Source organism: Bacillus sp. EKM206B, assembly GCF_011066015.1.
Lineage (GTDB): Bacteria > Bacillota > Bacilli > Bacillales > Bacillaceae > Bacillus > Bacillus velezensis.
In genome coordinates this window covers 39173-60317 of sequence record NZ_JAAMNL010000009.1, presented here as the reverse complement: position 1 = coordinate 60317, position 21145 = coordinate 39173, and the positions used below count along the sequence as shown (strand labels likewise).

Annotated in this window: 31 protein-coding genes; 5 read left to right on the top strand and 26 right to left on the bottom strand. The window is 45.2% G+C overall.

All coding sequences use genetic code 11. The features are described 5' to 3' along the window. From G9F50_RS15850 to G9F50_RS15765, 18 genes are all read right to left on the bottom strand, one after another. A complete protein-coding gene (locus G9F50_RS15850) occupies positions 1-1398 on the bottom strand; it encodes a phage tail sheath family protein (protein WP_007610810.1) in 1398 nt (465 codons plus the stop codon). Beyond that, positions 1398-1607, bottom strand: coding sequence for a YqzN/YkzM domain-containing protein (locus G9F50_RS15845; RefSeq protein ID WP_060561809.1), 210 nt, complete (start codon positions 1605-1607; stop codon positions 1398-1400). Before G9F50_RS15845 ends, G9F50_RS15850 begins: the two co-directional genes overlap by 1 nt. Beyond that, entirely contained in the window at positions 1604-2050 is a 447-nt protein-coding gene (locus G9F50_RS15840) for a hypothetical protein (protein WP_015417289.1), read from the bottom strand. The genes G9F50_RS15845 and G9F50_RS15840 overlap by 4 nt, the downstream gene beginning before the upstream one ends. Continuing rightward, entirely contained in the window at positions 2047-2550 is a 504-nt protein-coding gene (locus tag G9F50_RS15835) for an HK97 gp10 family phage protein (RefSeq protein WP_025284607.1), read from the bottom strand. Before G9F50_RS15835 ends, G9F50_RS15840 begins: the two co-directional genes overlap by 4 nt. After that, positions 2547-2903, bottom strand: coding sequence for a DUF3599 family protein (locus G9F50_RS15830; protein ID WP_007407272.1), 357 nt, complete (start codon positions 2901-2903; stop codon positions 2547-2549). The genes G9F50_RS15835 and G9F50_RS15830 overlap by 4 nt, the downstream gene beginning before the upstream one ends. Then, positions 2900-3283 carry a protein YqbG gene (yqbG, locus tag G9F50_RS15825; protein ID WP_032871274.1) on the bottom strand — a complete coding sequence of 128 codons (384 nt, stop codon included), beginning with the start codon at positions 3281-3283 and terminating at the stop codon, positions 2900-2902. The genes G9F50_RS15830 and yqbG overlap by 4 nt, the downstream gene beginning before the upstream one ends. A 16-nt stretch (positions 3284-3299) precedes the next feature. After that, the gene (locus G9F50_RS15820) at positions 3300-4235 is read right to left on the bottom strand and encodes a phage major capsid protein (RefSeq protein WP_007407274.1); all 936 of its coding nucleotides are present in this window, start codon (positions 4233-4235) and stop codon (positions 3300-3302) included. A 26-nt stretch (positions 4236-4261) separates the two neighbouring features. Beyond that, positions 4262-5107, bottom strand: a complete 846-nt coding sequence (locus tag G9F50_RS15815; protein ID WP_060561810.1) for an XkdF-like putative serine protease domain-containing protein — start codon at positions 5105-5107, stop codon at positions 4262-4264. A gap of 19 nt (positions 5108-5126) precedes the next feature. Beyond that, positions 5127-6518 (bottom strand): phage portal protein, encoded by a 1392-nt coding sequence (locus G9F50_RS15810; protein ID WP_094031916.1) that lies wholly within the window; start codon positions 6516-6518, stop codon positions 5127-5129. 48 nt (positions 6519-6566) lie between these two features. Further along, positions 6567-7865 carry a PBSX family phage terminase large subunit gene (locus G9F50_RS15805; protein WP_060561811.1) on the bottom strand — a complete coding sequence of 433 codons (1299 nt, stop codon included), beginning with the start codon at positions 7863-7865 and terminating at the stop codon, positions 6567-6569. Further along, positions 7862-8659, bottom strand: a complete 798-nt coding sequence (locus G9F50_RS15800; protein WP_007407278.1) for a terminase small subunit — start codon at positions 8657-8659, stop codon at positions 7862-7864. The genes G9F50_RS15805 and G9F50_RS15800 overlap by 4 nt, the downstream gene beginning before the upstream one ends. Positions 8660-8771: 112 nt before the next feature. Beyond that, positions 8772-9284 (bottom strand): sigma-70 family RNA polymerase sigma factor, encoded by a 513-nt coding sequence (locus G9F50_RS15795; RefSeq protein WP_012117362.1) that lies wholly within the window; start codon positions 9282-9284, stop codon positions 8772-8774. Positions 9285-9390: 106 nt separating this feature from the next. Then, positions 9391-9594: an XtrA/YqaO family protein gene (locus tag G9F50_RS15790; RefSeq protein WP_007407280.1), complete on the bottom strand. Its 204-nt coding sequence runs from the start codon at positions 9592-9594 to the stop codon at positions 9391-9393. Then, positions 9584-9925, bottom strand: coding sequence for a hypothetical protein (locus tag G9F50_RS15785; protein WP_060561812.1), 342 nt, complete (start codon positions 9923-9925; stop codon positions 9584-9586). The genes G9F50_RS15790 and G9F50_RS15785 overlap by 11 nt, the downstream gene beginning before the upstream one ends. A 97-nt stretch (positions 9926-10022) precedes the next feature. Then, positions 10023-10190, bottom strand: coding sequence for a hypothetical protein (locus G9F50_RS15780; protein WP_003154863.1), 168 nt, complete (start codon positions 10188-10190; stop codon positions 10023-10025). After that, entirely contained in the window at positions 10190-10990 is an 801-nt protein-coding gene (locus G9F50_RS15775; RefSeq protein WP_060561813.1) for an ATP-binding protein, read from the bottom strand. Before G9F50_RS15775 ends, G9F50_RS15780 begins: the two co-directional genes overlap by 1 nt. Beyond that, entirely contained in the window at positions 10890-11717 is an 828-nt protein-coding gene (locus G9F50_RS15770) for a hypothetical protein (RefSeq protein ID WP_060561814.1), read from the bottom strand. The genes G9F50_RS15775 and G9F50_RS15770 overlap by 101 nt, the downstream gene beginning before the upstream one ends. Next, positions 11707-11886: a hypothetical protein gene (locus G9F50_RS15765; RefSeq protein WP_007407285.1), complete on the bottom strand. Its 180-nt coding sequence runs from the start codon at positions 11884-11886 to the stop codon at positions 11707-11709. The genes G9F50_RS15770 and G9F50_RS15765 overlap by 11 nt, the downstream gene beginning before the upstream one ends. Positions 11887-12076: 190 nt before the next feature. Between G9F50_RS15765 and xre the strand changes: the two genes are divergently transcribed. Continuing rightward, positions 12077-12415: an HTH-type transcriptional regulator Xre gene (gene xre, locus G9F50_RS15760; protein WP_060561815.1), complete on the top strand. Its 339-nt coding sequence runs from the start codon at positions 12077-12079 to the stop codon at positions 12413-12415. Between the two features lie 148 nt (positions 12416-12563). Beyond that, a complete protein-coding gene (locus G9F50_RS15755; protein WP_007610775.1) occupies positions 12564-13154 on the top strand; it encodes an ImmA/IrrE family metallo-endopeptidase in 591 nt (196 codons plus the stop codon). A gap of 118 nt (positions 13155-13272) precedes the next feature. Here G9F50_RS15755 and G9F50_RS15750 read toward each other — a convergent pair whose 3' ends face one another. After that, positions 13273-13878, bottom strand: coding sequence for a poly-gamma-glutamate hydrolase family protein (locus G9F50_RS15750; protein ID WP_047935636.1), 606 nt, complete (start codon positions 13876-13878; stop codon positions 13273-13275). A 109-nt stretch (positions 13879-13987) separates the two neighbouring features. On the opposite strand from G9F50_RS15750, the gene G9F50_RS15745 reads away from it, so the two are divergent. Continuing rightward, positions 13988-14365 carry a PH domain-containing protein gene (locus G9F50_RS15745; RefSeq protein ID WP_007610770.1) on the top strand — a complete coding sequence of 126 codons (378 nt, stop codon included), beginning with the start codon at positions 13988-13990 and terminating at the stop codon, positions 14363-14365. 37 nt (positions 14366-14402) lie between these two features. Here the strand turns inward: G9F50_RS15745 and G9F50_RS15740 are convergent, their stop codons facing one another. The 3 genes from G9F50_RS15740 to G9F50_RS15730 form a co-directional block, all read right to left on the bottom strand. Continuing rightward, complete coding sequence (locus tag G9F50_RS15740) at positions 14403-15356, bottom strand: N-acetylmuramoyl-L-alanine amidase (RefSeq protein WP_003154880.1); 954 nt, start codon at positions 15354-15356, stop codon at positions 14403-14405. A gap of 142 nt (positions 15357-15498) precedes the next feature. Further along, positions 15499-15633, bottom strand: a complete 135-nt coding sequence (locus tag G9F50_RS15735) for a PhrA family phosphatase inhibitor (protein WP_003154881.1) — start codon at positions 15631-15633, stop codon at positions 15499-15501. Then, complete coding sequence (locus G9F50_RS15730) at positions 15623-16759, bottom strand: Rap family tetratricopeptide repeat protein (RefSeq protein WP_087920760.1); 1137 nt, start codon at positions 16757-16759, stop codon at positions 15623-15625. The genes G9F50_RS15735 and G9F50_RS15730 overlap by 11 nt, the downstream gene beginning before the upstream one ends. 205 nt (positions 16760-16964) lie before the next feature. On the opposite strand from G9F50_RS15730, the gene G9F50_RS15725 reads away from it, so the two are divergent. Both G9F50_RS15725 and G9F50_RS15720 read left to right on the top strand, forming a co-directional pair. Further along, positions 16965-17432: a DinB family protein gene (locus G9F50_RS15725; protein WP_025284602.1), complete on the top strand. Its 468-nt coding sequence runs from the start codon at positions 16965-16967 to the stop codon at positions 17430-17432. 144 nt (positions 17433-17576) lie between these two features. Next, positions 17577-18341, top strand: a complete 765-nt coding sequence (locus tag G9F50_RS15720) for a sulfite exporter TauE/SafE family protein (protein ID WP_007610763.1) — start codon at positions 17577-17579, stop codon at positions 18339-18341. A 72-nt stretch (positions 18342-18413) separates the two neighbouring features. On the opposite strand, the gene G9F50_RS15715 is transcribed toward G9F50_RS15720, so the two are convergent. The 4 genes from G9F50_RS15715 to G9F50_RS15700 all read right to left on the bottom strand — a co-directional run bounded on the left by G9F50_RS15715 (position 18414) and on the right by G9F50_RS15700 (position 20980). Further along, the gene (locus G9F50_RS15715; protein ID WP_060561816.1) at positions 18414-18605 is read right to left on the bottom strand and encodes a hypothetical protein; all 192 of its coding nucleotides are present in this window, start codon (positions 18603-18605) and stop codon (positions 18414-18416) included. 89 nt (positions 18606-18694) lie between these two features. Further along, positions 18695-18841, bottom strand: coding sequence for an ATP-binding cassette domain-containing protein (locus G9F50_RS20475; protein ID WP_231945421.1), 147 nt, complete (start codon positions 18839-18841; stop codon positions 18695-18697). Between the two features lie 112 nt (positions 18842-18953). Continuing rightward, a complete protein-coding gene (locus G9F50_RS15705) occupies positions 18954-20312 on the bottom strand; it encodes a sensor histidine kinase (protein WP_060561817.1) in 1359 nt (452 codons plus the stop codon). Beyond that, the gene (locus G9F50_RS15700; RefSeq protein WP_060561818.1) at positions 20309-20980 is read right to left on the bottom strand and encodes a response regulator transcription factor; all 672 of its coding nucleotides are present in this window, start codon (positions 20978-20980) and stop codon (positions 20309-20311) included. Before G9F50_RS15700 ends, G9F50_RS15705 begins: the two co-directional genes overlap by 4 nt. Between the last annotated feature and the right edge of the window lie 165 nt (positions 20981-21145).

Genomic DNA, 21145 nt, shown 5'->3' with positions numbered 1-21145 from the left:
TTAGTTTACCTCCACGTTAAAGTAGAATTTTTCTGCCGCATCCACAGGCTGTACGGCGAGATCGATTAAAAAGCCGTCGCGGTCTTCATTCAGCCCGATTGTAATGTCTTTGTCTGAATCAAAGTTGGCGATGCCGCCCGCATCCTGAAGCGTAGTCAAATATTGAATGATCATCGTTTTGACGAATTGAAGGCCGTCATTTGTCGCAGGAAGATCGCTGCCCGTGCCTTTTTTCGATTTAATTAAGGCTTTCAGTTCACGTGTCAAATCGTTATTCACCGCATCAAGCACACGGACGATTTTGTTTTTCGCGAACTTTTTGTTTTTCTCTGCCGTAAATGTCACCAATGAGTTGATATCTTTTTCAACGCTGACTGACTTATCACGGGCATCATAAGAGAAAAGGAATTCACCTTTGGAAAGACGTTCGATCACTTCATCATGAGTCAGGCGGTGCAGCACATCGACGGCGCCTTCGTATTCAACGAATGTTAAGGATTGATTAAATGCGGCGCTGGCACTTGCGCCTGCCACCCAGGCGGTCGCATCTTCAGCTTTAATCTCGGTTCCGTCTTCCAGCAGGACACCTTCAGTCACATTGATAATGCCTTCATAATCCCCGCTGTAATGGGCGGTCACCCCTTGCACTTTCTGTCCCTGCGCATCGCGAAGGCGTTTAATGAATGCGGCAAATGTCGCTTTCAGCTGATCGTTTTCCGCGACAGGAAGAGCGATGACATCGAAATTCTCCGTTTCAGCAGCAGCTAAAAAATCCGTATAGTCTGAGTTGACCGGTGCTTTATCAGTTCCGCCCGCGAGACGGATGCCTGCCTGCGGGTTTAACGTTTCCCCGGATTCTTCCTCAGTGCCTGTCAGCGGGATGGAAGCCGACAGTTCGCCCGTTCCCGTGAATGTGACATAGCCGTTTGCTTTTAATTCTTCGGCTTTTTTCACCGTTTGTTTGTCAACTTCCGCTTCATCCATGTAAGTGGTCACATCGAAAGCGGTCTGATCAAGGACGTTTTCACTGATGCGGATGATGATGTCATTTCCTTTTGAACCGCCGTACAAAGCGGTTGCCTTAACACCTTGCGAAAGATCGGCGCTCGCTCTGATTCCCTCTGTCAGACGGTACATCAAAACGGTTTTTGCTTTCTTTTTCGCCTCACGAAGCAGAATCAGTGACGGATCTTCAATACTGAGCCCCACTTTTTTATTCAAATCTTCAATGCTTGAAATGGAAACGAATGTTTTCGCTTCCCCCCAGCCGGATGCGACGGGAAGGGCGACAATCCCGCGTTCACCGATCGATACCCGCTCCTGGGCGGTTGTTTTAAAGTTAAAATAGATCCCGGCACGTTCTTTTTCTTTTCCTTGCGTAAATGTTCCGCCGTTCATTATTGCATGACCTCCTTGGTTAAAAATGCTTCAATGTAAGACTTGGCTTGCGCTTTTGTCATTTGTTTTTGCTTCACGCCGAATAAAGCCCCCTGGAGAATCTCAGGTTTTACGCCGAAAAGCTCCTTCGCGTGCTTTGTTAAATCCGCCGTGTCATAAAGAACCGCTCGTTCCGCCGTTACGGCGTTTTTCTTTTTATGTTGTTTCACTTTTCTTTCACCCCGCTGTTAATGTCCACATCCCGCAGTGCGGGAGATGTTTGTTTCTGATAGTAGTAGCGGCTCGTCCAGCGGATTGTGATCACTGCCTCGCCTTTGTCTCCGACTCTTGTTTCGATACGGCTGATGCGGACGAAATCACCGGTATCCTCCCCTGATTCCGTAAGCAGCGGAATCAGCTGTCTTGATTCTCTCACCGCATCAGCGATCCGGTCGGCTGCATAGAGCGCCTGCACCGAGTCGGCATGGAACAGCTTCACATTCAGACTGTACGTTTTCTTATAAGTGGAGACTGTATCATTTTCGTCAAAAACAAATGGGGGCGGAATGTATAGTGACGGTACCTGAAATTGTTCAGGCAGTTCATTTTCATATACGGGCACGCCGCACTGCTGATACAAAAAAGCGGCGATTGAACCGGTTTCGCGATTCATCCGATATCTCCCCCCAACGTGTTAAGCCACTGATTGAAACGCTTGTCCAGCGATTCGGCGAAGAGTGTTTCATACAAAAGAAGGGCTTTGTCCCAAAACCCATTCCCGCTGATCCACTGTTTTTTGAGCGCCATTCCCGTTGAAGCTGACGGATCATAGATGAACCGGGAGCCTTGAAAATACCCGGGCACCCATCTGACATTTTCATCTGAGACGGTCCAATGTCCGTCATTTATGAATGAGGCATACTCTACATTGGTGCCGATTTCAAGGGTCAGTCCCCCGTTTTCAATGATCCATACATGATCCTGCGCTCCTTTTCGGAAAGAAGACAGCAGGTTTTCTGTTTCAATTCCTCCCGAATGAACAAGCTCCTCCCTTACCATGTCGAGAAAATCCTCTCCTGACTGTTCCAGCCATTCGCCTGCCTGACGGGCAAATTCTCCGGATGATGCCTTTTGCAGCGACCGATTCCATTGCTCAAGGTTTTTTATGCTCATAGTCTGTCATCTCTCACAGCGATAACCTCCCAATGGTGCTGTCTTGCTTTCTTCGGCATTTCCAGAATATACGCCTGTCCTTCCCAAATGATTTTGTCATTGACACGCACAGCGGCCTCTTTCGGAAAATGAACGAGAAACCGCTGATATACCTTATGATCAGGCGCAAGCTGAATAAGCTGCTGCTGTTTTTCAACAAACAGACACGGCACGTCTTCAGCGTCGGGCACTTCCGGATAAGAAAAGACAGGCTGGAGCTTTTCGGCGGGAATCCCGAAGCGTCCGGCCTTCGGAACTGACACCGTCTCATGATAAATATCGCATCTGTCAGTGAGCAGCCGTTCGTAGCTCATAAAGGTCTCACCTTTGCGTTTGCAGAAACCGGGGAATAACCCGGCGTGATATATTCACAGAGCAGATGGTGCACCGCCGGTTTTCTGATTCCGCCTTCACCTGCCACCGTATACGAGTAGTCGCCTATCTTTTCAGATTGATAGGCGGAAGCGGCTGCTTCATTCTGGTTGATCAGCGCAAAATATTGAGAAAGCTTTAATAACGCAAGCTTAATCTTTTCGGGAAGCGGTGAGTAAATAGGGTCAGTGAACGAATGCCCCGCCATTCTGGCCGCTTCCGCCTCCGCCTCCAGAATGTCCTGTATTAGAAGCGGCTCCGGCCTGTTTTTGACTTGATCATAAACTGAATATGAAACAACGTCAGACGGCTGAATTAACATAACTGCCACCTCCGTCTTATTCTTTAACGTTTACGATTTTGGCGCTTGCATCTTCTTCTTCAAATTTGCTGTCAAGTTTAGCCGTCAGTACGATAATAAATTTGCGGCTGCGAATATCTTTATCTACTTCGATTCGGATATTCCGTGAAAAACCGAGAATGATATTTTTCGGGTGAGTCAAAATGATGTCAGACGCATCGTACTGGGAGTCACCTTCTCCGACCGAGTACGGCTGCAGATTGGACACTCCTTTGACCGGAACGCCGAATGCTGAAGACAAACCGCCCTGCACCGCAAGATCCCCCAGATTGGTCTGACGGTCAGCCACACGGTCTTTCCATTCAATCTCCATGCCTTGAGATGTGTAAAATCTGAATTCCTGAGGCAGGCGCAAATATTTTGCCGGAATGGCTTTTAAGCCTTTTTTAAATGTGGCTCTGGACAGCTCTTCCCCGTTTCCGTCAATGACGTGAGATACAGTCTGCTTACGGATTCCGTCAAGCTGTGCCAAGTACGGATCAGAAGAAGATGTATCGCCGTTTACGACAAGCTCCTCAATATCGACTGCCGCCCGCTCCGCCAAAATCTGCATGATCGTCTGCTGCAGGCCGTCTTTTTCAATATTATTTTCAAGCGTGTCATAGGTGATATTAATTTCCGCAATGACTTCTTTCGTATTCAGCTGCACCGTACTTGTTGCCGGGACGGTCAGCTGATCGTCAGTTAAGGCTTTTCCTTCCTCAGCGGCACGCAGAATACGCTGGCCGAAACCGATTTTTTCAAATTTCTGCGAGTCATTTTCCATTTGAATCACACGCGATTCGCTGAAAATGGTCGGCGTGTTCTGCACCATGCGGATAAATGCTGAAGCTTGTGCGGGGTTCATTAAACCGCCGCTTTTTAAAGCGGAAAGTGACATTTCCGCCTTTCTGATGATATCTTGATTTCTCACTCTACAGTTCCTCCTTCTGACTGGGCTTAAAGCAGTCCGCTCCAAATGGATTTTTTAACAGGCTCTTGGCCGCCCGTCTCTTCTTCCGGCTGCTTTGATGCGCCTCTTACTTTTTCAAGCGCTTCAATGCGTTTAATAATCGGCGCGAGCATGTCCTCAACAAGCGTTTTCAGCTTTTCTTCATCAGACGGCGCAGCCGCCCCGTCTTTGTCTTCCGTGTTTTGGTCCAAGCTGTCAAGCCGCTTTAAAAGCGGGTGCAGCGCGTGTTCAATCGATTCTCTTACGTCTTCTTTTCTCATCTTGTTCAAGTCCTCTCCCTTGCGGTTTCTTGATTTGCGGTCACGGTCGAGAAATTGCTTGACCGCACCGAATAAGCCGGCTTGCTTTTCTGCCGGCTCTTCGTAAACGTCAGCGGTTCCCGCCATGCTGTAGCCCGTAATGATACCGGCTTTAATCTGATCCCATACTTCATCGGAAGCTTTGGTGACAAGCACCCAAGATCCTTTCCGGATCACAGCATTCCCGATTTCAAAGTCATCCGGGGCGACGTACGACTCCACCACCTCGCCGGTCCCGCCTTCAAAATTATGATTAGTATCGATGTTGCGGGCGTCCGCCAAAAAACCGTGAGCGGCCTTTTCAATTTCTTCAGCCGTCATATAATCGCCATGGGCATCCGGGACATCCGGCTCGTAAACGATGCCGTAAACAAGTTTCTGCTCATCCGATTCGCTTTTTGTAAACACCTTCACCTTTTTTTCAAATGACGGAAGGCCTCCGGCTGATTTTGTAAAAAAGAATTCCGTTTGGTTCGCCGCCTTATCGACATAGCTCACAAAACTGATGACGGCATTTCTCAATTCTCTCGGCACGAGATGTTTTCACCCCCTTTCAGGATTGCTCCTTTTTCCCTTTCAGCACCGGCCGGCTGTAGTACTCTTCAGGCCACTCCTCAAGCGTCTTGCCGAGCACTCTTCCGGCCAGATCACGGAGGTCATTAGGAGAGACCGCGCCGGCGGAAATAAATGGCGTAAGCACCTTCGCAATTTCAAGCGGATCGCGAAAATCAGGCCCCTTCAATGTGAGCTGTACATCGTGGAGACCTAGTTCAGGCAAAAATAACGTGTTGAGCTTATTAATCAGCGTTTTCCGCTCCGGCTGAAACACCTGCTCCTCCGTTATTTTCCGTGCCGTATCGGCGGTGGCTTTGTTGTATTCCTGCGCCTCGCCCGTATAAAGCGGCGGGAGACGGAAAGCGGAACGGAGTTTATTTCTGCTTTTGTCGTCATATTCAAGAAACAGCGCATCATCCTGCAGAATTTCCGCAAGTGATTTAATTTCCACAGACACGGGCGTAATGTCTTCGCCTCCGTGAAGGTCTTTTTCCTTCGCAATGCCTTCCGCCTCAATCAGCAGAAATTTGTGGGCATTTTCCACCCCTTCCAGGTCATTCATATAATCCTGGAGTTCTTTGTACGATGCTTCTGACAGCATGCCGTTTTCAACCGTAATGGCGGCCGGCACGTGACGGCCCTGCTTGAAATACATAAAATTCAGTTCTTCCGCTTTCCGGGCGCCGTACAGATTGACGATATTGCCGACCCAGCGCGGAATTCCGTAAGTGCCGCTGCCGATTTTTAAGTGAATGGCTTCATTTGCCCGGTATTCTTCAGACAGGGTCTTTACGTATTCGCCGGTTCTCATGTCCATCATGCGGGGATCGCCGTATTCCTTAAAAAACACTTTCCGACCGTTCAGCATCTGAACATATTTACGGAACCGTTTTTGCCTTTTAATCGTTTTGGATGCGCCATTTTCTTCATAAGAAAATGTAACTTCAACGGGATCAGTCACACCGCAGACGCGCATATGTTTCACATCCAGATATTCAATCCCCGCCGGTTTTCCCGCCCCGTCCCGAAGCACTTCGAGAAAACCGTTGCCCGTTTTTTCACGGTCTTCTATCGCATATCCGAGGATCGTCTCGGCCGATTCATCAAAATGAAGACATTTGTAAAAGCTCTCCAGCTTCATCCAGTTTTTTTCGGCCCGGGCCTTTTTTGACGGGGAGCAATCTGGGCTATTTACATCAAAGGTGTATTCCACATCAAACCCAAAACCCGTAATATTGACCCGATACGCGTCAATACACTGCTGAAGAATCGTCGAGTATTCGGCGATTGTTTTCAGTTCAATGAGATTATAGGGCGGTGAAATGATGTCTTCGCCGTACAGATCGGCAAATTGATCTTCGTTCATCTGCCTTGCCTGCGGCGCGGCCATTTTTGATTTAAAGACGGTGGCTCTAACGTTTTGATAGTTCGGCAACGCCTACCTCCTCCTTTCCCGATTCGGACGTCTCCGTTTTTGTGATGCATCTTTCAAATCCGCCGCGTCATAGTCATCCAGCGCATACCAAATGGCTGAAAGTGTGTGGGGATCAATTGAAAACTCATCTTCCGACAGAACGCCGTTTTTGTTTTTTGCGTACGTTAAGTTCTGCAATTCGCGGATCGTATGTTGACAGCTGTCTGAGCAATAGATGTGTTTGAACCGTTTCAGTTTTTTTGTATACTGAAGTCTTGAGCCCGGAAACTTTTTGGCCGCAACCATGCAAAAGCCCTGCCTGCGAAAATATTGGATGCTTTTCGGCTCAGCCGAATCCGCTTTGATCAGCTCTTTTTGATCCGCCAATTCCTGAAGCTCCTCAGCTGTCTGATCATCGGTCATTTTGTTTTTGTAATACTCCCAGAAAATATAAAGCTCTTTTTGATCCGGATCGACGGCAAGCCGGATGACCGCATTGTATGACTCTTCGAAACCGAAATCCATGCCGGTCCGAAACAGGGGGCGTCTGATGGAAGCAATCCGCTCCGTTACTTCGTTGTGCTCCATGACCTGAAACTGCGGAAACACGCGGATGCCATTGACGCCGAACTGTCCTTTGCGGGCGATCCGGTATAAATCGGGATCGTAATGCCGTAAACTGTCCAGCTGCTTAATATAGCTTTTCGGCAAAAACAGATTATCGTACGCTGTGGAGTGGTGGTAATACGTATCTCCCTTAACGACGGTGCCTTTTTCATACAGCGTCTGATCATCCAATACGAAGCGTTTTTTTTGTTCATCACGAAAAAAATGCCGGTACGTCCAATTGGAGGTGCCGACGGGATTTGTGGTGCATATCATATGAAGCGAAAGCTCGGGATGGCGCAGACGGCCGATCAGCTCCTTAAAGCCTTCATACTTCACTTCAGAGCATTCTTCAATCCAAATCAGTGAAATATGATGAATGGATTTCAATTTGGCCGGGTTGTCCATCCCTTTAAACATAATCCGGCTTCCGTTTGAAAATCTCAGCTGCATCGGTGAAGACACGGCCTTTACGGCATGTCCCAGCTCAAGCTCCCCGATAATATCTTCAAACAAGGCAAAAGTAGAATCTCTGTGCGTATCGAAAACTTCCCGCACGACAAGCGCCGTCCGCTTTTCACGAAGCAGCTTCAGGATGATTTTCAGCGCGGTATGATAGCTTTTTGACGAGCCGTAGCCTCCGACGAGAAATTGGTACGTTTCATTCCAATTGAACAAATAATCTTCAAAGCGCGGGTTGACCGCTTTTTCAATCATGACCGTTCCTCTTTCCGCGTAATGACAATGTCAATCGGCTTTTGGCTGTCTTCTGTTTTTTCCATCTTCTGCTGTGCCAGCTTTAATTTTTCATTTTCGATTTTTTGTTTAAATTGATCAGGGAAAAGGTCAAAGTACAAGGACAGCTTTTCAAGAGCCTTCATCTTGTCGGCAAGCTTTATTGCAATGCCCTCTTTTCCGAGTTTTGCTTCTGTGACGATGGTTCCGTCCAGAAGGTGCGAATCTTTAACGTCAACGTAGCTGATTTCCTGCATAATCGGCTTATCATTTTCGTCAAAGAGCGGCCCTGATTTTCCGAAGGCCTGAACCTCTTTTTTTCCGAAGGTTACATAATCGGTAATGTCGGCGAAAGCGATTTTCACATAGACTTGAAGAACGTCCATCGCTTCGACAAACACTTTATTGACCATTTCCTTTTTCATGCGGCTGATTTCTTTGGCGACTTTTTCGTTTTTTAACAGCCTGCTTCCCGTCACATGCGCGCTTTCCGGTGAATAGCCGGCTTTTATCGCAGATTGGGTGGCGTTAAAGCTTTTCACATAATAAAGACAAAACAGCCGCTGGCGTTCGTTTAACTCATCACCTTCGCCCGGGTTGTTTTTTCCGCCGCTTTCCGCGTTCTTATGAAGCGCCTCGTCCCAGCGCCCTTCTTTTTTCCATCTGCCGATCGTTCTTGCGGATACGCCTGATTTGCCGGCAAGGGCGCGATTTGTGATGCGGCCTTTATGAGACTGATAGATTGTAAATGCCTGTTTTCTTTTTGCGTTTTTCATGCTACGGCATCACCGCCACCTCCGACATGATTGTCTATAATAAAAAGCGGCTTCTAATCGGGCCGCTTTTTGTGATCGTCTGTTCACTTCTAGGTGGCAAACGTATGACAACTTATGAAGCAGGCGATTGATTTCTTTGTTCCTGCTGTTTTTGTATTTTTAGAAGCGCCCGTTTGACCGTCGTCTGTACGGTTGATTTCTTTACATTCAGCAAGGCGGCAATCCGTTCATATGAAAAGCATTCCGCTTTGTGGAGCAGCAGCATTTCTTTTTCTCTATCCGTTAAAACGGCTAATGCGTCCCGCAGTCTGATTCTGTCTTCTTCAGTCACATTTGCGGAAGGTTCAAACATCAGCGCCTGCGAATAGGTTTCTATGATTCTCGGATCTTTAATCAGCATTCTCTGATAAGCGTCTCTGCGGTCTATCGCTCTTCTTATGCCGGGCTGCCGGCCTTTTTCAAGCCATTCGATGACATATTCCACATCTGTAATGATCGTTCTGATGATTTTTTTATCTTTCAGTTCTTCTGAAGTAAGCACCGTTTCATCGGCTTCCTCCAGCTGCTTGTACCACTTTTTCGTCTCTTTCAGCGTGCGTTTATATTCAAATAGTAAGTCTTCCATGCAGATCCTCCTCTTTTGCGGAACAAAAAAAGGACACCAACCAATGCGCAGCATGTACGCGATTGATCAGTGTCCGCAGGCTTTCCGTCTTGGACGTATTCTGTTTTTAATTCAATTTAAAGCCGATTTCATATTCGACCCGGGCCAGATCCCCTTTTCGCGTTTCGACAAGCGTTTTGCCGTGCTCCGGCGCTTCGGCGAGCCATGCTTCCTTCTTCAGTCCGTCTACAATGATGACCCGCACCTTGCCTTCTTCCAGCTGGCTTTGTAATGTTGTATGTTCAATGTCAGTCAGTTTTTTAGGATTCATGTTTTACGTCCTCCGTCTTTTTCAGGATGTTTACTTCATGTATGAGGTTTCCGAGCTCATTTATGAACGCTTCTTTTTCTTCAGAACTTTCTCCCCGGAGCAGGCGGAGAGCCGTTTCGGCCGCCTCAAAAAGTTCCGGAGCTTTTGCCATCAATGCCGCGTTGATCTGCTGAGAGTATGAACTTAAGTTGAAAACGGCCGCGATGAGCCTTCCGTTTGAATAAGGGAACTTCTCTTTATCCGCTTCGCTGTAAGCGGAATAAATGTAAATGGGTTTTTCTTCTCCGCTGTGTACGGCCCGCCATGGAGCGGGGCTGTGTTTTTCTTGCAATGGTTATCCTCACTTTCCATCAGCCTCATGCCATGCTTCAATTTGCTTTTCTATCCGTTTCGCCCTGAACAGCAGGCAAAAAAGCCATTTGATATATTTATACACGTGCATCAAGCCTCGCTTTTGCGTCTTGAACCATTCGTTCGAGACGTTTAATGACCGGCGTTAAATCAGTGCCTGTTTTGCAGTTCGGGCAAGGGTGAAAGACAGCGCCGAAACCCGTTTCCGTCACAATGACCTTCTTCGGCCCGCACAGCTTACACATTATCTCGCCCCCTCTAATCTGTGGTTTACGTCAAATGAATTGCCATTAATGATGACTAAATAATCGCTGCACATCTCATAAATTCTTGTGCCTAAGGCTTCATCAACCTGCACCAGTCCGTCACAGGCCAGCTCGCTCGAGATAAGAACCGGCTTATGATTTAAATAGCGGTAATTCACGACGGCGTACATTTGTTCAATCTGCCAATCGGTCGCCCGGGGTTTTCCGTTCAGCGGTTTGAACAGATCGTCGATAAAAAGCACATCCGCCTGTTTCATACGGCCAAGCTTTGCATCAAACAGATCAAAATCATTTTTTAAATCCGTAAAGCCCTCCACAAAAGGAAAATACAGCACGGGTGTCTGCTTCTGTCTCATGACATAATTGCTGAGAGCGGTCAAAAGATGGGTTTTTCCCGACCCCGGACGCCCTAAAAGGGCAATGCTGTTTTTCCGGCAGTTTTTAATCTTGTCGAAGTTTTCAACATATTCAAGGGCGCACTCATATGCGTCGACGACTGCCTGAGGCTTGCCCCGCGTGATAAATCCTTTGAAATCCAGCTTCCGAAAGGCGCCTGTAATCTCACTTGCGCTGAGGATGCGCTCTGCTTTTCGTTCGGCGGCGCAGCGGCACTTAACCCACACATCCAATCCCAGCTGGTTTTTGAGATAACCGCCCTGATCTTTACAGAGCGGACAGTCAAAGCGGCTTTCGTCTGATTCTTCCGGTCTGTCCGCCAGTAATGGACGTTTTCCGTTTTTCAGGTCGGCCAGTATCTGCTCGATCGTTCGTTTTGTCATGTATCGTATTCCTCTCTTTTTTTGTTGTGATTGTCCTTCCCGCAATTCGTGCATTCAGGCGGTCTTCCATATACTTGGCGCAATAGCTGAAAGCCTTGATCGTTTCAGCTGAAGATGTGCGCCGCTGTTCAAAAGCGGTAAAGCATTCGCCGAGCCATTTGATTGCTTCTTGTGCTGACGCACCGAGGGAAACAATACGGGCGATGGCCTGATAATCCCGGGGCGACGGGTATACGCTCCGCCCCTCCTGTGCAGACCTTAATCTGATAAAATGGGCGGCAATGTCGTTAATCGTTTCTTCAGCAGTATGATTTTTTGTTATATCTATTTCTCTCCGGACATTTTTGTCCCGGTGATCCGCCGATATTGTCCGGTCAGTTGCTTCCGGGCGGGTCAATGTCTTTTTCGGCGTGAATCTTTTCGAGTGCTTTACGGAGACGATGAGTCCGTAAGGGGCGCGGACGGTTTTGATATATTCATGCTGTTCCAAAACCTCAAGCCACCGTCTGACGGTTTTTTCGCTGACGGCAAATACATCGGCCATCTCTCTTGCTTTTACGGGCTTATGACCAAGGACGATCCCCCACTTTACACCGTCTTTTACGTGTTCCTTTGTCGTTGTGCTGATGAACCATAAAAACAGCCAAATGGCGGACCCGATTTTGTCATAATGTTCTGAATTCAATAATCCGGAATAGATGAAAAACGGGTAGCTTTTACGACTCATAAGGGACGTCTCCGTTTGTCTTCAGACCTATATAGCGTTCATACTGCAATCGGTTATCAAATCGGAATACCGGTAGTCCGCAAGCGGTAAAAGATATCGAACCGCCTGCTTTTCCTAAACATCTCTGGTCAGCCGGATTGCTGCTGAAACGGATGATTATCGGCTGCATCTCTCACCCTCCCGATCAATTTCTTATCGTATTTTGATACATTTCGTATCCCTACGATGTTGATTATATACGATACCTTTCGTATCATCAAGACCTTTTTGATACTTTTTTTATCATCCCTTTATTTTGATACATTTTGTATCTATAATCATAAGTAACTTAGGGTGTTGAAAAAAGAGAGGTCATTCGGATGATAGGCGGAAGATTAAAGAGTCTCAGAGGAAAGAAAACGCAGGAAGAAGTCGCAAATCATATCGGTGTCTCGCGCGCCAGATATTCTCATTATGAAAACGGCCGATCTGAACCCGATTACGACACGCTGCAAAAGCTTGCGGATTATTTCAAAGTGTCGACTGATTATTTGTTAACCGGAAAAGAACCTTCAGATGAAGACATGTTTGCCGATCCCGACCTGCAGATCGCATATCGGGACATGCAGGACTTTTCTCCGGAAAGCAAGCAGCAGGCAATTGAATTCATTAATTATTTAAAAGAAAAAGAGAAAAACCGCAGGCCGAAAAATAAATAATCCGCTCTTTTCCTTTAAACTGCTTAACGTTCAGCCGATATAAAAGCTGAATGTTTATTTTTAAAAGAAAAGGGAATTGATTCAAAGTCCGATCAGGGCTTTTCTTTCTCGCTTAAAAAAGAACATATGTTCGAAAGGGTGTATTCAATTGGGCGATTTTTTAACACATCTTGAGGAATACGTCAAAAACTTATATTGCCGCATGGGAATGACCGCCCCTCTCCATATTGATATGCAGATGATTGCCAAGGAGCTTGACATTTGGATTCATTTTGAAGATACGCACAGTATGATGCTGAAGCGGGACGGCATGTACAGCATCGTCTTGAATCAAAAAAAGTCACCCGAAGAGCAATGGCAGGATTTTGCGCACGAACTGTGCCATGTGCTGAAGCATACCGGCAACCATTTTCATATGAACAAGCTGTTCAGGGAACTGCAGGAATTTCAGGCCAACCATTTTATGTACCACTTCTGTGTGCCGACCTTTATGCTGTTAAACATGGAGCTTCCCCAACGGAGAAGCCACGCCGTCATTTTAATCGCTGCCGCTTTCCGGGTGACGGCATCATTTGCGGAAAAAAGGCTGGAGCTGTTTGAACGGCGTAAAGCAGGTATTCAATTTCAGAAGCGGCTCGCTTGTCTGTTATCCGACAAGCGGCCGAATGTGTATTATGAAAGCGGACAGACACACTTGCATGCCGCTGAAGAAAAAACGCCGTATTTTATTGAAAATTAGCGATACTCTGCCGGCTTGGAACGCAGCCGGCAGAATGTCATCATTCTCACCGTGCTGCCCGCCACGCACTTCTTGCGCCGCATAGCAGCTCCAGAAAATATAAGAACGGGCCCCCTGTTCATTTATCATAAAAACCGGCCTTCACGGCCTCTACATACCGAAAAAACAGATCGGTTGGCGTATATTTTTCTCCCCGGCAGCCAAAATTGCTGAACAGCGCGTGTCTCTGCGCCGTGCTCACTTCCAATTGCAGCCCCATTTTCCTTTTTGTCCGATTGACAATGTTGCGGGGATTTACACCTGCCAGCCGATCATTCTTCTCTGTCAGCTCGGCATCAAACCCCGCTTCACGCAGCAGATCACAAATCAGTCTTGCTTTTTCCAGATCCGCGCCCCCGACGAGTGTATTTGCCTTTTTCAGATCATGATACCCATGAAAAGCCAATCCGTAATGATGGGCAGTCACTTTTTCTAAAGCCAGGGGTTCGTCAAAGCGTGTGCTTGTCAAGTGGAGAGAACGGTTATCGCACCGCTTCGTTCCTTCAAATAAATAAATTGAGCTTTGGTCAGAAAATGCCCGCACCAGCTCACTGACACCCGGCTCAATCCTGCCGCCGTGGGGAGCGAGGACGATACATTTACTTCCCTCTTTTTCTTCATAAATAATTCTGTATTCCGATTCAGCAGCAGAAAGGGCTGCGAAATTGTCATATCTATCTTTCATGTGTAGCATGCTCTCCTTTTCCAGTCAGCACCAGTTTACTCTACTCATCTGGGAATGGAAACCTTTTTATAGTATGATTTGATAGAATACGTATCAGGGGGGATATATCATGGGGTTCATCAATGGATTGCTGGGCAATGCGTCGACAATATCGACGGCTGAAGCAAAAGCAGAACTGGCTCGTATTCTGCTGGAAGGTGAGAATGTCAATGCCGCATTTAAGCTTGTCCGAGATATCATTGTCTTTACGGATAAGCGTCTTATTCTTGTTGATAAACAGGGACTCACAGGGAAGAAAACGGAGATTCAATCCATTCCGTACAAGAGCATTTCCAGATTCAGCGTAGAAACCGCCGGCCGCTTTGACCTTGATTCAGAGCTGAAAATTTGGATTTCAGGCGCGGAACTTCCCGCTGTCTCAAAGCAGTTTAAAAAAGATGAAAGCATTTATGATATTCAAAAGGCCCTTGCCGCAGTTTGTATGTAAGAAGAAACGGAAGCCCGGGGGGCTTCCGTTTTATTGATTACAGTTTTTCTTCAATTTTCGCCTTCGTTTTCGGGCCGTAAATTCCGTCTGCCGTTAATCCGCTGACGGATTGAAAACGTTTTACGGCATTTGCCGTTTTCGGACCGTAAACGCCGTCCGCCCCATGATTTTTTGCTCCTTTATCGGGATAAAAATAAAGAGCGGATAAAGCGTTTTGCACTTGTTTTACGTTTGTCCCTTTCGTCAGCGGTTTCGTCACTTTGATCACACCGGATGGAAGCGGATAGGAAGACACAGCCTGACTTTTTGAAGAAGAACCCGTCTGAGCGAGCTTGATCACTTGTCCGACTGTAATGTGATTCGGATCTGTGATATGGTTGATGCTTTGCAGCGATTTTACGCTGACACCGTGCGATGCGGCGATTTCCGATAAGGTGTCGCCTTTTTTCACATGGTATTCAGACGCGGAAGAAGAAATAGAGGCTTTTTTCGCCGGCATACTTCCGCTTAATTTCTTTTCAATCTTCGCCTTCACTTCATCCCAGCGGCCTTCAGACAAAATGCGGTGCGGGCAGTACTTTCCGTTCCAGTCCTGATGCTTTCTGATTCTGTCAATCCCCCAGCCCCGTTCTTTCAAAAGCTGCGCCGCGAACGCAATCGCCAGTTCTTCTGCGGCTCTGTACCGTTCGCCGCCTGACTTACTGTAACAGATTTCTATAGCAATCGACTTTCGGTTTCCGGTACCGTTCGTGCCGTCTCCCGAATGCCAGGCATTCCGGTCCAACGGAATTCCCTGGATCACTTCTTTGTCATCAACCGCAAAATGATAGCTCGTTGATTCGCTGTTTCCCGTCATATAGCTGATTTCATTAGCGGCGGATGCGTCGTTTGCCGTGTTATGAATGGTAATATACTCCGGCGTCATCGGATTCGGACATTTTAACGCATATTTATCAGCCGATACGAGCCGTTTTTTCACTTCAATCCCCACTCTTCATCTCTCCTTATGCCTTTTTCATCAATAGGTGGCATTCGTAGGACAGATAACTTGAGCATATAGACCCTGCATTCGGATAAAAATGGAATGGATACGCATGCAAAAAATAAGACCCTTCCAAAGAAGGGTCTTTATGTTATGTTTGGTTGCGCGCGGCAATATGGAATGTGCCGTCCGCTTGGTTTTCCAAATGGCTTTCATGGCCGATCACCTGTGTAAAGCTGAACCCGACAGCAACAAGCAGCAATCCTGACAACAGTTTAGATTTCATATAGACAATCTCCTCTCTGGATTTGTTTTTGGGCGTGCACCATTTTTTCATAAAACGTGAGCGCTTTTTCAGGCTGTCCGTGTTTCATGTAAAATTTGGCAGCGTCATGCGCCAATTCTTCCACATACGGATACAGCATGTGTTCTTCCAGAAAATCAAACGTGTGCCTGACGGATGCGTTATCCATTTCCTTGCCGTATAACGCATGTAAAAATTGGAACAGATTCACAAACAATTCATCATTGTATTCGCGGGCGATACTGAGCCCGAGGCGGTATTGCTTCTCTGCTTCGGCTGTAGTGTTCTGTTTATAAAGAACCTGTGTTAATGAGTAAATAGAATGCGGAAGATTATCGAACTTTTCTGACCTGCAAATGGAAACGGATGTCTCAAAATATTCGGCTGCTTTAGAGAGGTCTCCCATTTTTTCGTAACAGTTTCCGAGATTATATAAGGCTGAACTGATAAGACGGGGATTGCCTTCTTGTTTTGCAAGATCTAAAGCAAGTTCTAAGTGGGGCAATGCTCTTTCTGGATACTGCATGTCATCATAATTCCCTGCAATAACGAATTCACATTGGATTCTGCGGACGTTGTACGTCTCATACGATTGGTACGTTTCAAGGGCTTGAACGGCATAACTCATGGAGACGTAGGTTTGTTTCAGGTTGTAAAATATCTCGGCCATTTTAAAAGCAAACTCAGCTTTCTCGATGTCATCAGAAACGAGTGCAAGGTTTTTTTCAGCCCGTTTGTAATACATCATGGCGTTTAGGAACATTTTCTGTTTAAATTCGTACATTCCTCGAAAAAAATTAAAGTAGTAATCAAGCAGTCCTGTCAGTTTATACTGGTTGCCTTCAATGTCTTCCAATAATTCTGAAAACTCAGGCTGAGAAGGGTCCTCCTTTAAGGGCTTGATGTAATCCAGCATGACACGGTGTCTGAATTCCATTAATGAATAATACAGCAGCAGATCCTGATCTTCTTCCATATCCTCGATCTCTCTCTCTACTTCACGTTTGACGCGCTCCGCCTCAAGGACGTGAAACTGCCGGATATGGGTATACCATTCATTAATTTTGAGCCCGACAAAAGAGGACGGAATAGTCTGCTTCATCCTCAATAAATCCCCCCTTTTGGAATGACCGAGATATGTCATATTTTATCATATTTGCTAGAAAAAGAAGAACGCAAAAAGACCGCAATTGTCGAATTTCGGATATCCGCAACGATTTATCTCCGTCACAAGCTTATTGCTTGTTTCTTCCGTGCCGTTGATATAGCATATCCTTGCAGCTTTTTATTCTGTATTAAATGGGGGTTTTCACATGACAGCACAAAATCAATTGGTCAGCCACTTTCTGTCACATCGAAACGTGACGATTGAGCTGGCGGAAAAAATCAGCCGCGAACATTACGATTACAAGCCGGCAGAGACATCAATGTCCGCTCAGGAACTTGTAAAACACATGGTTTATTCTTTTCTTATGTTTGCAAACGTCATTAACGACGGAAACGCATCAGCCATCCAGAACAAACCGAAAGAAGAAGCAGAAACAGACCTCGTCAAACTGGCTGAAACGTGTACTGAAAAAACGACAGACATCCTGTCACAGCTGACAGAAGAGCAGCTGAACCGCGAAATTGACCTGACCGCCTCTTTCGGCAGAAAAGTGACCGGCGCGGCTCTCCTTCAGCTTGCCATGGAGCATGAAATTCATCATAAAGGCAATCTTTTCGTGTATGTCAGAGAAATGGGCCACACGGAACTTCCGTTTTATCAGCAAAAATCATAATCCGGCCATCCGCCGGTCTGCGACATAACAGCAGGCTGGCGGATTTTTTGTTCTGTATAAAATTTTCCGAAAATTTAATTGATTACCGCCTCTTAATCATATATAATCTGATAAAAATAGTAGGATTATTCAGGAGGCACACAGATGACAGTAAGCATTGTGTTTATGGGTTTCTTTGTCGGAACGCTTGTCGGATTGACGGGTGTGGGAGGAGCGGCGCTTTTGACTCCTTTACTGATCGTTTTGGGGATCAACCCCTCAATCGCCGTCGGCACTGACCTTTTATATAACTCCATCACCAAACTGTTCGGTGTCGTTTCTCATTGGAAGCAGCGCACCGTTCAATTTAAACTTGTCGGTTACTTGGCGCTCGGAAGCATTCCCAGCGCAACAGCCGCCATCGGTGTTCTTCACTTGTTTCCCGCTTTTCACCAGCATCAGGAGCAGATTATCAAACAGGCGCTCGGCTACGTACTGACCCTTGTCGCCATTTCCATTATCGCCCGCCTTTTTTTCGATAAAAAACTGCGGCCGAACCGCTGGCAGCAAAAAACGCTTGAAGAAAAGCGGACACTCATGATACTGATCGGCGTCATTTTCGGCTTCATCGTCGGCCTGACATCTATTGGGTCCGGCTCATTATTTGCGATCGCCATGTTATACCTGTTCAGAATGAAAACGGCAGAAGTGGTGGGAACGGATATCGCACATGCCTTTCTGCTCGTAACTGCTGCCGGTCTGTTAAACGCAAGCTTCGGAAGCGTCGATTACCTGCTTGTATTGAATCTGTTGATCGGCTCTGTGCCGGGTGTGCTTCTCGGCAGCTTCTTTTCGCCGAAATTCTCACCGCGCCCCCTGCAGTTTGTGATGGCGGCGATTATTTTAATCAGCGGAATAAAACTAATATAAAAAAGCGTCCTTTACAGGATCGCTTTTTCGTTTAGGAAATCCCCCAATGAGCACCTCTATAAAAGTTCAATACTACCCTACACTTATTAAAATATAAACAGCAAACACAACAATGTACACCAGAAATGATCCAGCCATAAATTTTACGGGTTTTCTTGAGAAGTTTAATACTCCTCTTAATCCGTCATTCAAAATCATTCCGAAAAATGTCACCAGTGTAACTCCTAAAGCGAGCATTGAAATCACAAAAATAACCTGTTCCATGTCAAATCATCCTCTATTTACATTCTATTTTTTCAAATATGCCTATTAGTCTGGGAAAAAGATAAGACTATTGCGACCTGACATTTTCATTATTGGAAATGAAACGTTACCAAGTTCATAGCAGCAGAAATAATGTCGCTATTAATCGCTTGCCGGACTGAAGTTGGAGGAAATATGCCTAAAAGAACTTTAAGCAGTGTCGTTTTTCCTGCACCGTTGGGACCTAATAAACGCATCATTCCTTTCCGTCTTGTTCTGTTTATAATATAAACTTACGAGGTTAAAACGAAGTTATACTCAAGGTTAATTTACGTTTAAATTTCTCAACATAAAAAATACGTGAAGCCTCTACGGCTTCACGTATTCACTGCTGTTTTGATAAATCATAAAAACCGTTCCGTTTTGATTGCTCTTTATTTTATGTTCAAGTCCCATTTGTTTAAGCATCATATTAATGATTGATAAGCCAATCCCAGCGCCTTTTCTTTCAGATTTATTATTCATTCCCGGGCCCCTATCCTCAATGATGATTACGGATTTGTTTTCAATTAGCTTTGTTTGTACTGAAACGTATTTTCCTGAATGAGCATGGCGCAAAATATTTTGAAAAATGTTATCCAAAATTCTTTTCAGCCAAGTTTCGTCTATTTCCCATACGATGTTTTCCTTCAGATCAATATCTATTGTAAAGTGCTCTTTCTCAAAAATCGGATACCAAGCTGTTAACGAAGAACGTATAATCTTTAATATGTCACAACTCTTTTTATGAAGCGGCAATTTACCTGCGGCAAGAAGAGAAAATGATGACAAATTGTCAATCAGTTCCCCCATAAACGTTATTTTATCGTTTATGATGCCTAAAGAATGCTTTCCATTTTCACTGTTTACTTCATTCTTTAACGTAAATGTATGCCCTCTTATAACCGTAAGAGGGGTCCTTAAATCATGAGATAAATCAGCAATCAAGTTTTTGCGGATTTCACCTTCTTTGCGCTCTTTTTGTCTGCTGTTCCTTAGTTCTTCAACCATCTGGTTGAATGAATATTCCACTTGACCCAGTTCATCCTTCTGTTTAACTGTTACAAATTCCGGTATGCCGTCATTATCTTGTTTTTTCATATGATTCCCCAAAGAAATTAACCTTTTCTGTATTTTCGCAAAAAACATCCATGAATTAATGACAAAAAGTGAACAGACAAAAATCAAGGCGATAAACCATATATAGGAATACTTAGCCCTCATAACCTCCCATTGAGATCCTATAATTGAGCGCGGAGTTTCTAAAAATGCATATCCGCTGTCTTCACTCCCATTTACATAAGCGCTCAGCAATAAATATTTCTTTTGGTTTTGTTCCATCATTTTAATTAATTCGCTAACGTGAATAACCTCACCCTTTTTGGCCAACCGCTCTGAGTTCGAAAAAAGCACCTTTCCCTTATCATTTATCCATACGATATCAGAGTGTTTATATTGCTTCATGTGCGGGAAAGCAGACGCAATTTCCCGATTGGATTTCCCTGAAAAATCTTCCACATCAGACTTCCAATCACTTTCCAATTTGTTTGGTTCATAGTGTACTTGCCCCTGGTGATCAATCATGTATGTTAATGTGACATAGTATAGAAAATTCACGCCTAAAAAGGCTATCGGAAAAAACAAAATTGAGGCAACGATATTAATAAGGTATTTTGTTGATAATTTCATTGTTTAATCCTGTATCCAATCCCTCTGATTGTTTCAAGAATTTCCGGCTCATTTGGATTGATCTCGATTTTTTGCCGTAAATGCCGGATATGTACCATCAACGTCTTATCCCCTTCGATATAAGGCTGTTCCCAAATATTTTCATAAATTTGTTCCTTTGTTAATATTTGATTGGGATGTCTAAGCAAAAGCAAAAAAATCCTTAACTGCTTGTCAGTTAAAAATATTTCCTCATGACTTTGATGATTTAAAATTCTTTTTTCTTTCAAGTGAACACTTAAGTGTTTCAGCTTCAATTCATGAATGGCAGTCTTGTCAAATCTTCTTAATAATACTTCGATTCGTGCGGCAAGTTCATCGGGATGAAAGGGCTTTGTCACGTAATCATCCGCAAATCCTAAGCCTTTCAGTTTATCTTCCAGACCCGTTCTGGCTGTTAAAAGCAAGAGTGGGATCTGCGGATGTGTTTTTTTCATCCTTTGACCGATTGTAAATCCATCTAAACCGGGCATCATAATATCAAGCACGATCAGATCTGCCTTTTCTATATATGTTTCGTAATTATACGAAGAAGTGAGCCAGATCATCATATAGCCCCGATCTTCTAAGTCATCCTTTACAAATTGTCCAATTTCTTGATCATCTTCAATGTATAAAATGTTATTCATTAGGACCCCCTCTGAAATATGTGACTGAAAATCAATCTTCCATAATAATGATATATATTATAAAAATCTCCTTTATGTAAGGCACCATTCCATTATTATAACTTATAGATATTCACAATAATCAAAGGGCAAAACGATAAATCAACGGCGAAAAGGCGGTCTGTT

What these genes read in the sequence shown, in the direction of transcription:
- G9F50_RS15850 (WP_007610810.1), bottom strand. Translation starts at nt 1,398, where the DNA reads ATGAACGGCGGAACATTTACGCAAGGAAAAGAAAAAGAACGTGCCGGG.
- G9F50_RS15840 (WP_015417289.1), bottom strand. Translation starts at nt 2,050, where the DNA reads ATGAATCGCGAAACCGGTTCAATCGCCGCTTTTTTGTATCAGCAGTGC.
- G9F50_RS15835 (WP_025284607.1), bottom strand. Translation starts at nt 2,550, where the DNA reads ATGAGCATAAAAAACCTTGAGCAATGGAATCGGTCGCTGCAAAAGGCA.
- G9F50_RS15830 (WP_007407272.1), bottom strand. Translation starts at nt 2,903, where the DNA reads ATGAGCTACGAACGGCTGCTCACTGACAGATGCGATATTTATCATGAG.
- yqbG (WP_032871274.1), bottom strand. Translation starts at nt 3,283, where the DNA reads ATGTTAATTCAGCCGTCTGACGTTGTTTCATATTCAGTTTATGATCAA.
- G9F50_RS15810 (WP_094031916.1), bottom strand. Translation starts at nt 6,518, where the DNA reads ATGGCCGCGCCGCAGGCAAGGCAGATGAACGAAGATCAATTTGCCGAT.
- G9F50_RS15805 (WP_060561811.1), bottom strand. Translation starts at nt 7,865, where the DNA reads ATGATTGAAAAAGCGGTCAACCCGCGCTTTGAAGATTATTTGTTCAAT.
- G9F50_RS15800 (WP_007407278.1), bottom strand. Translation starts at nt 8,659, where the DNA reads ATGAAAAACGCAAAAAGAAAACAGGCATTTACAATCTATCAGTCTCAT.
- G9F50_RS15795 (WP_012117362.1), bottom strand. Translation starts at nt 9,284, where the DNA reads ATGGAAGACTTACTATTTGAATATAAACGCACGCTGAAAGAGACGAAA.
- G9F50_RS15790 (WP_007407280.1), bottom strand. Translation starts at nt 9,594, where the DNA reads ATGAATCCTAAAAAACTGACTGACATTGAACATACAACATTACAAAGC.
- G9F50_RS15780 (WP_003154863.1), bottom strand. Translation starts at nt 10,190, where the DNA reads ATGTGTAAGCTGTGCGGGCCGAAGAAGGTCATTGTGACGGAAACGGGT.
- G9F50_RS15775 (WP_060561813.1), bottom strand. Translation starts at nt 10,990, where the DNA reads ATGACAAAACGAACGATCGAGCAGATACTGGCCGACCTGAAAAACGGA.
- G9F50_RS15770 (WP_060561814.1), bottom strand. Translation starts at nt 11,717, where the DNA reads ATGAGTCGTAAAAGCTACCCGTTTTTCATCTATTCCGGATTATTGAAT.
- G9F50_RS15765 (WP_007407285.1), bottom strand. Translation starts at nt 11,886, where the DNA reads ATGCAGCCGATAATCATCCGTTTCAGCAGCAATCCGGCTGACCAGAGA.
- xre (WP_060561815.1), top strand. Translation starts at nt 12,077, where the DNA reads ATGATAGGCGGAAGATTAAAGAGTCTCAGAGGAAAGAAAACGCAGGAA.
- G9F50_RS15750 (WP_047935636.1), bottom strand. Translation starts at nt 13,878, where the DNA reads ATGAAAGATAGATATGACAATTTCGCAGCCCTTTCTGCTGCTGAATCG.
- G9F50_RS15745 (WP_007610770.1), top strand. Translation starts at nt 13,988, where the DNA reads ATGGGGTTCATCAATGGATTGCTGGGCAATGCGTCGACAATATCGACG.
- G9F50_RS15735 (WP_003154881.1), bottom strand. Translation starts at nt 15,633, where the DNA reads ATGAAATCTAAACTGTTGTCAGGATTGCTGCTTGTTGCTGTCGGGTTC.
- G9F50_RS15725 (WP_025284602.1), top strand. Translation starts at nt 16,965, where the DNA reads ATGACAGCACAAAATCAATTGGTCAGCCACTTTCTGTCACATCGAAAC.
- G9F50_RS15720 (WP_007610763.1), top strand. Translation starts at nt 17,577, where the DNA reads ATGACAGTAAGCATTGTGTTTATGGGTTTCTTTGTCGGAACGCTTGTC.
- G9F50_RS15715 (WP_060561816.1), bottom strand. Translation starts at nt 18,605, where the DNA reads ATGGAACAGGTTATTTTTGTGATTTCAATGCTCGCTTTAGGAGTTACA.
- G9F50_RS20475 (WP_231945421.1), bottom strand. Translation starts at nt 18,841, where the DNA reads ATGCGTTTATTAGGTCCCAACGGTGCAGGAAAAACGACACTGCTTAAA.
- G9F50_RS15705 (WP_060561817.1), bottom strand. Translation starts at nt 20,312, where the DNA reads ATGAAATTATCAACAAAATACCTTATTAATATCGTTGCCTCAATTTTG.
- G9F50_RS15700 (WP_060561818.1), bottom strand. Translation starts at nt 20,980, where the DNA reads ATGAATAACATTTTATACATTGAAGATGATCAAGAAATTGGACAATTT.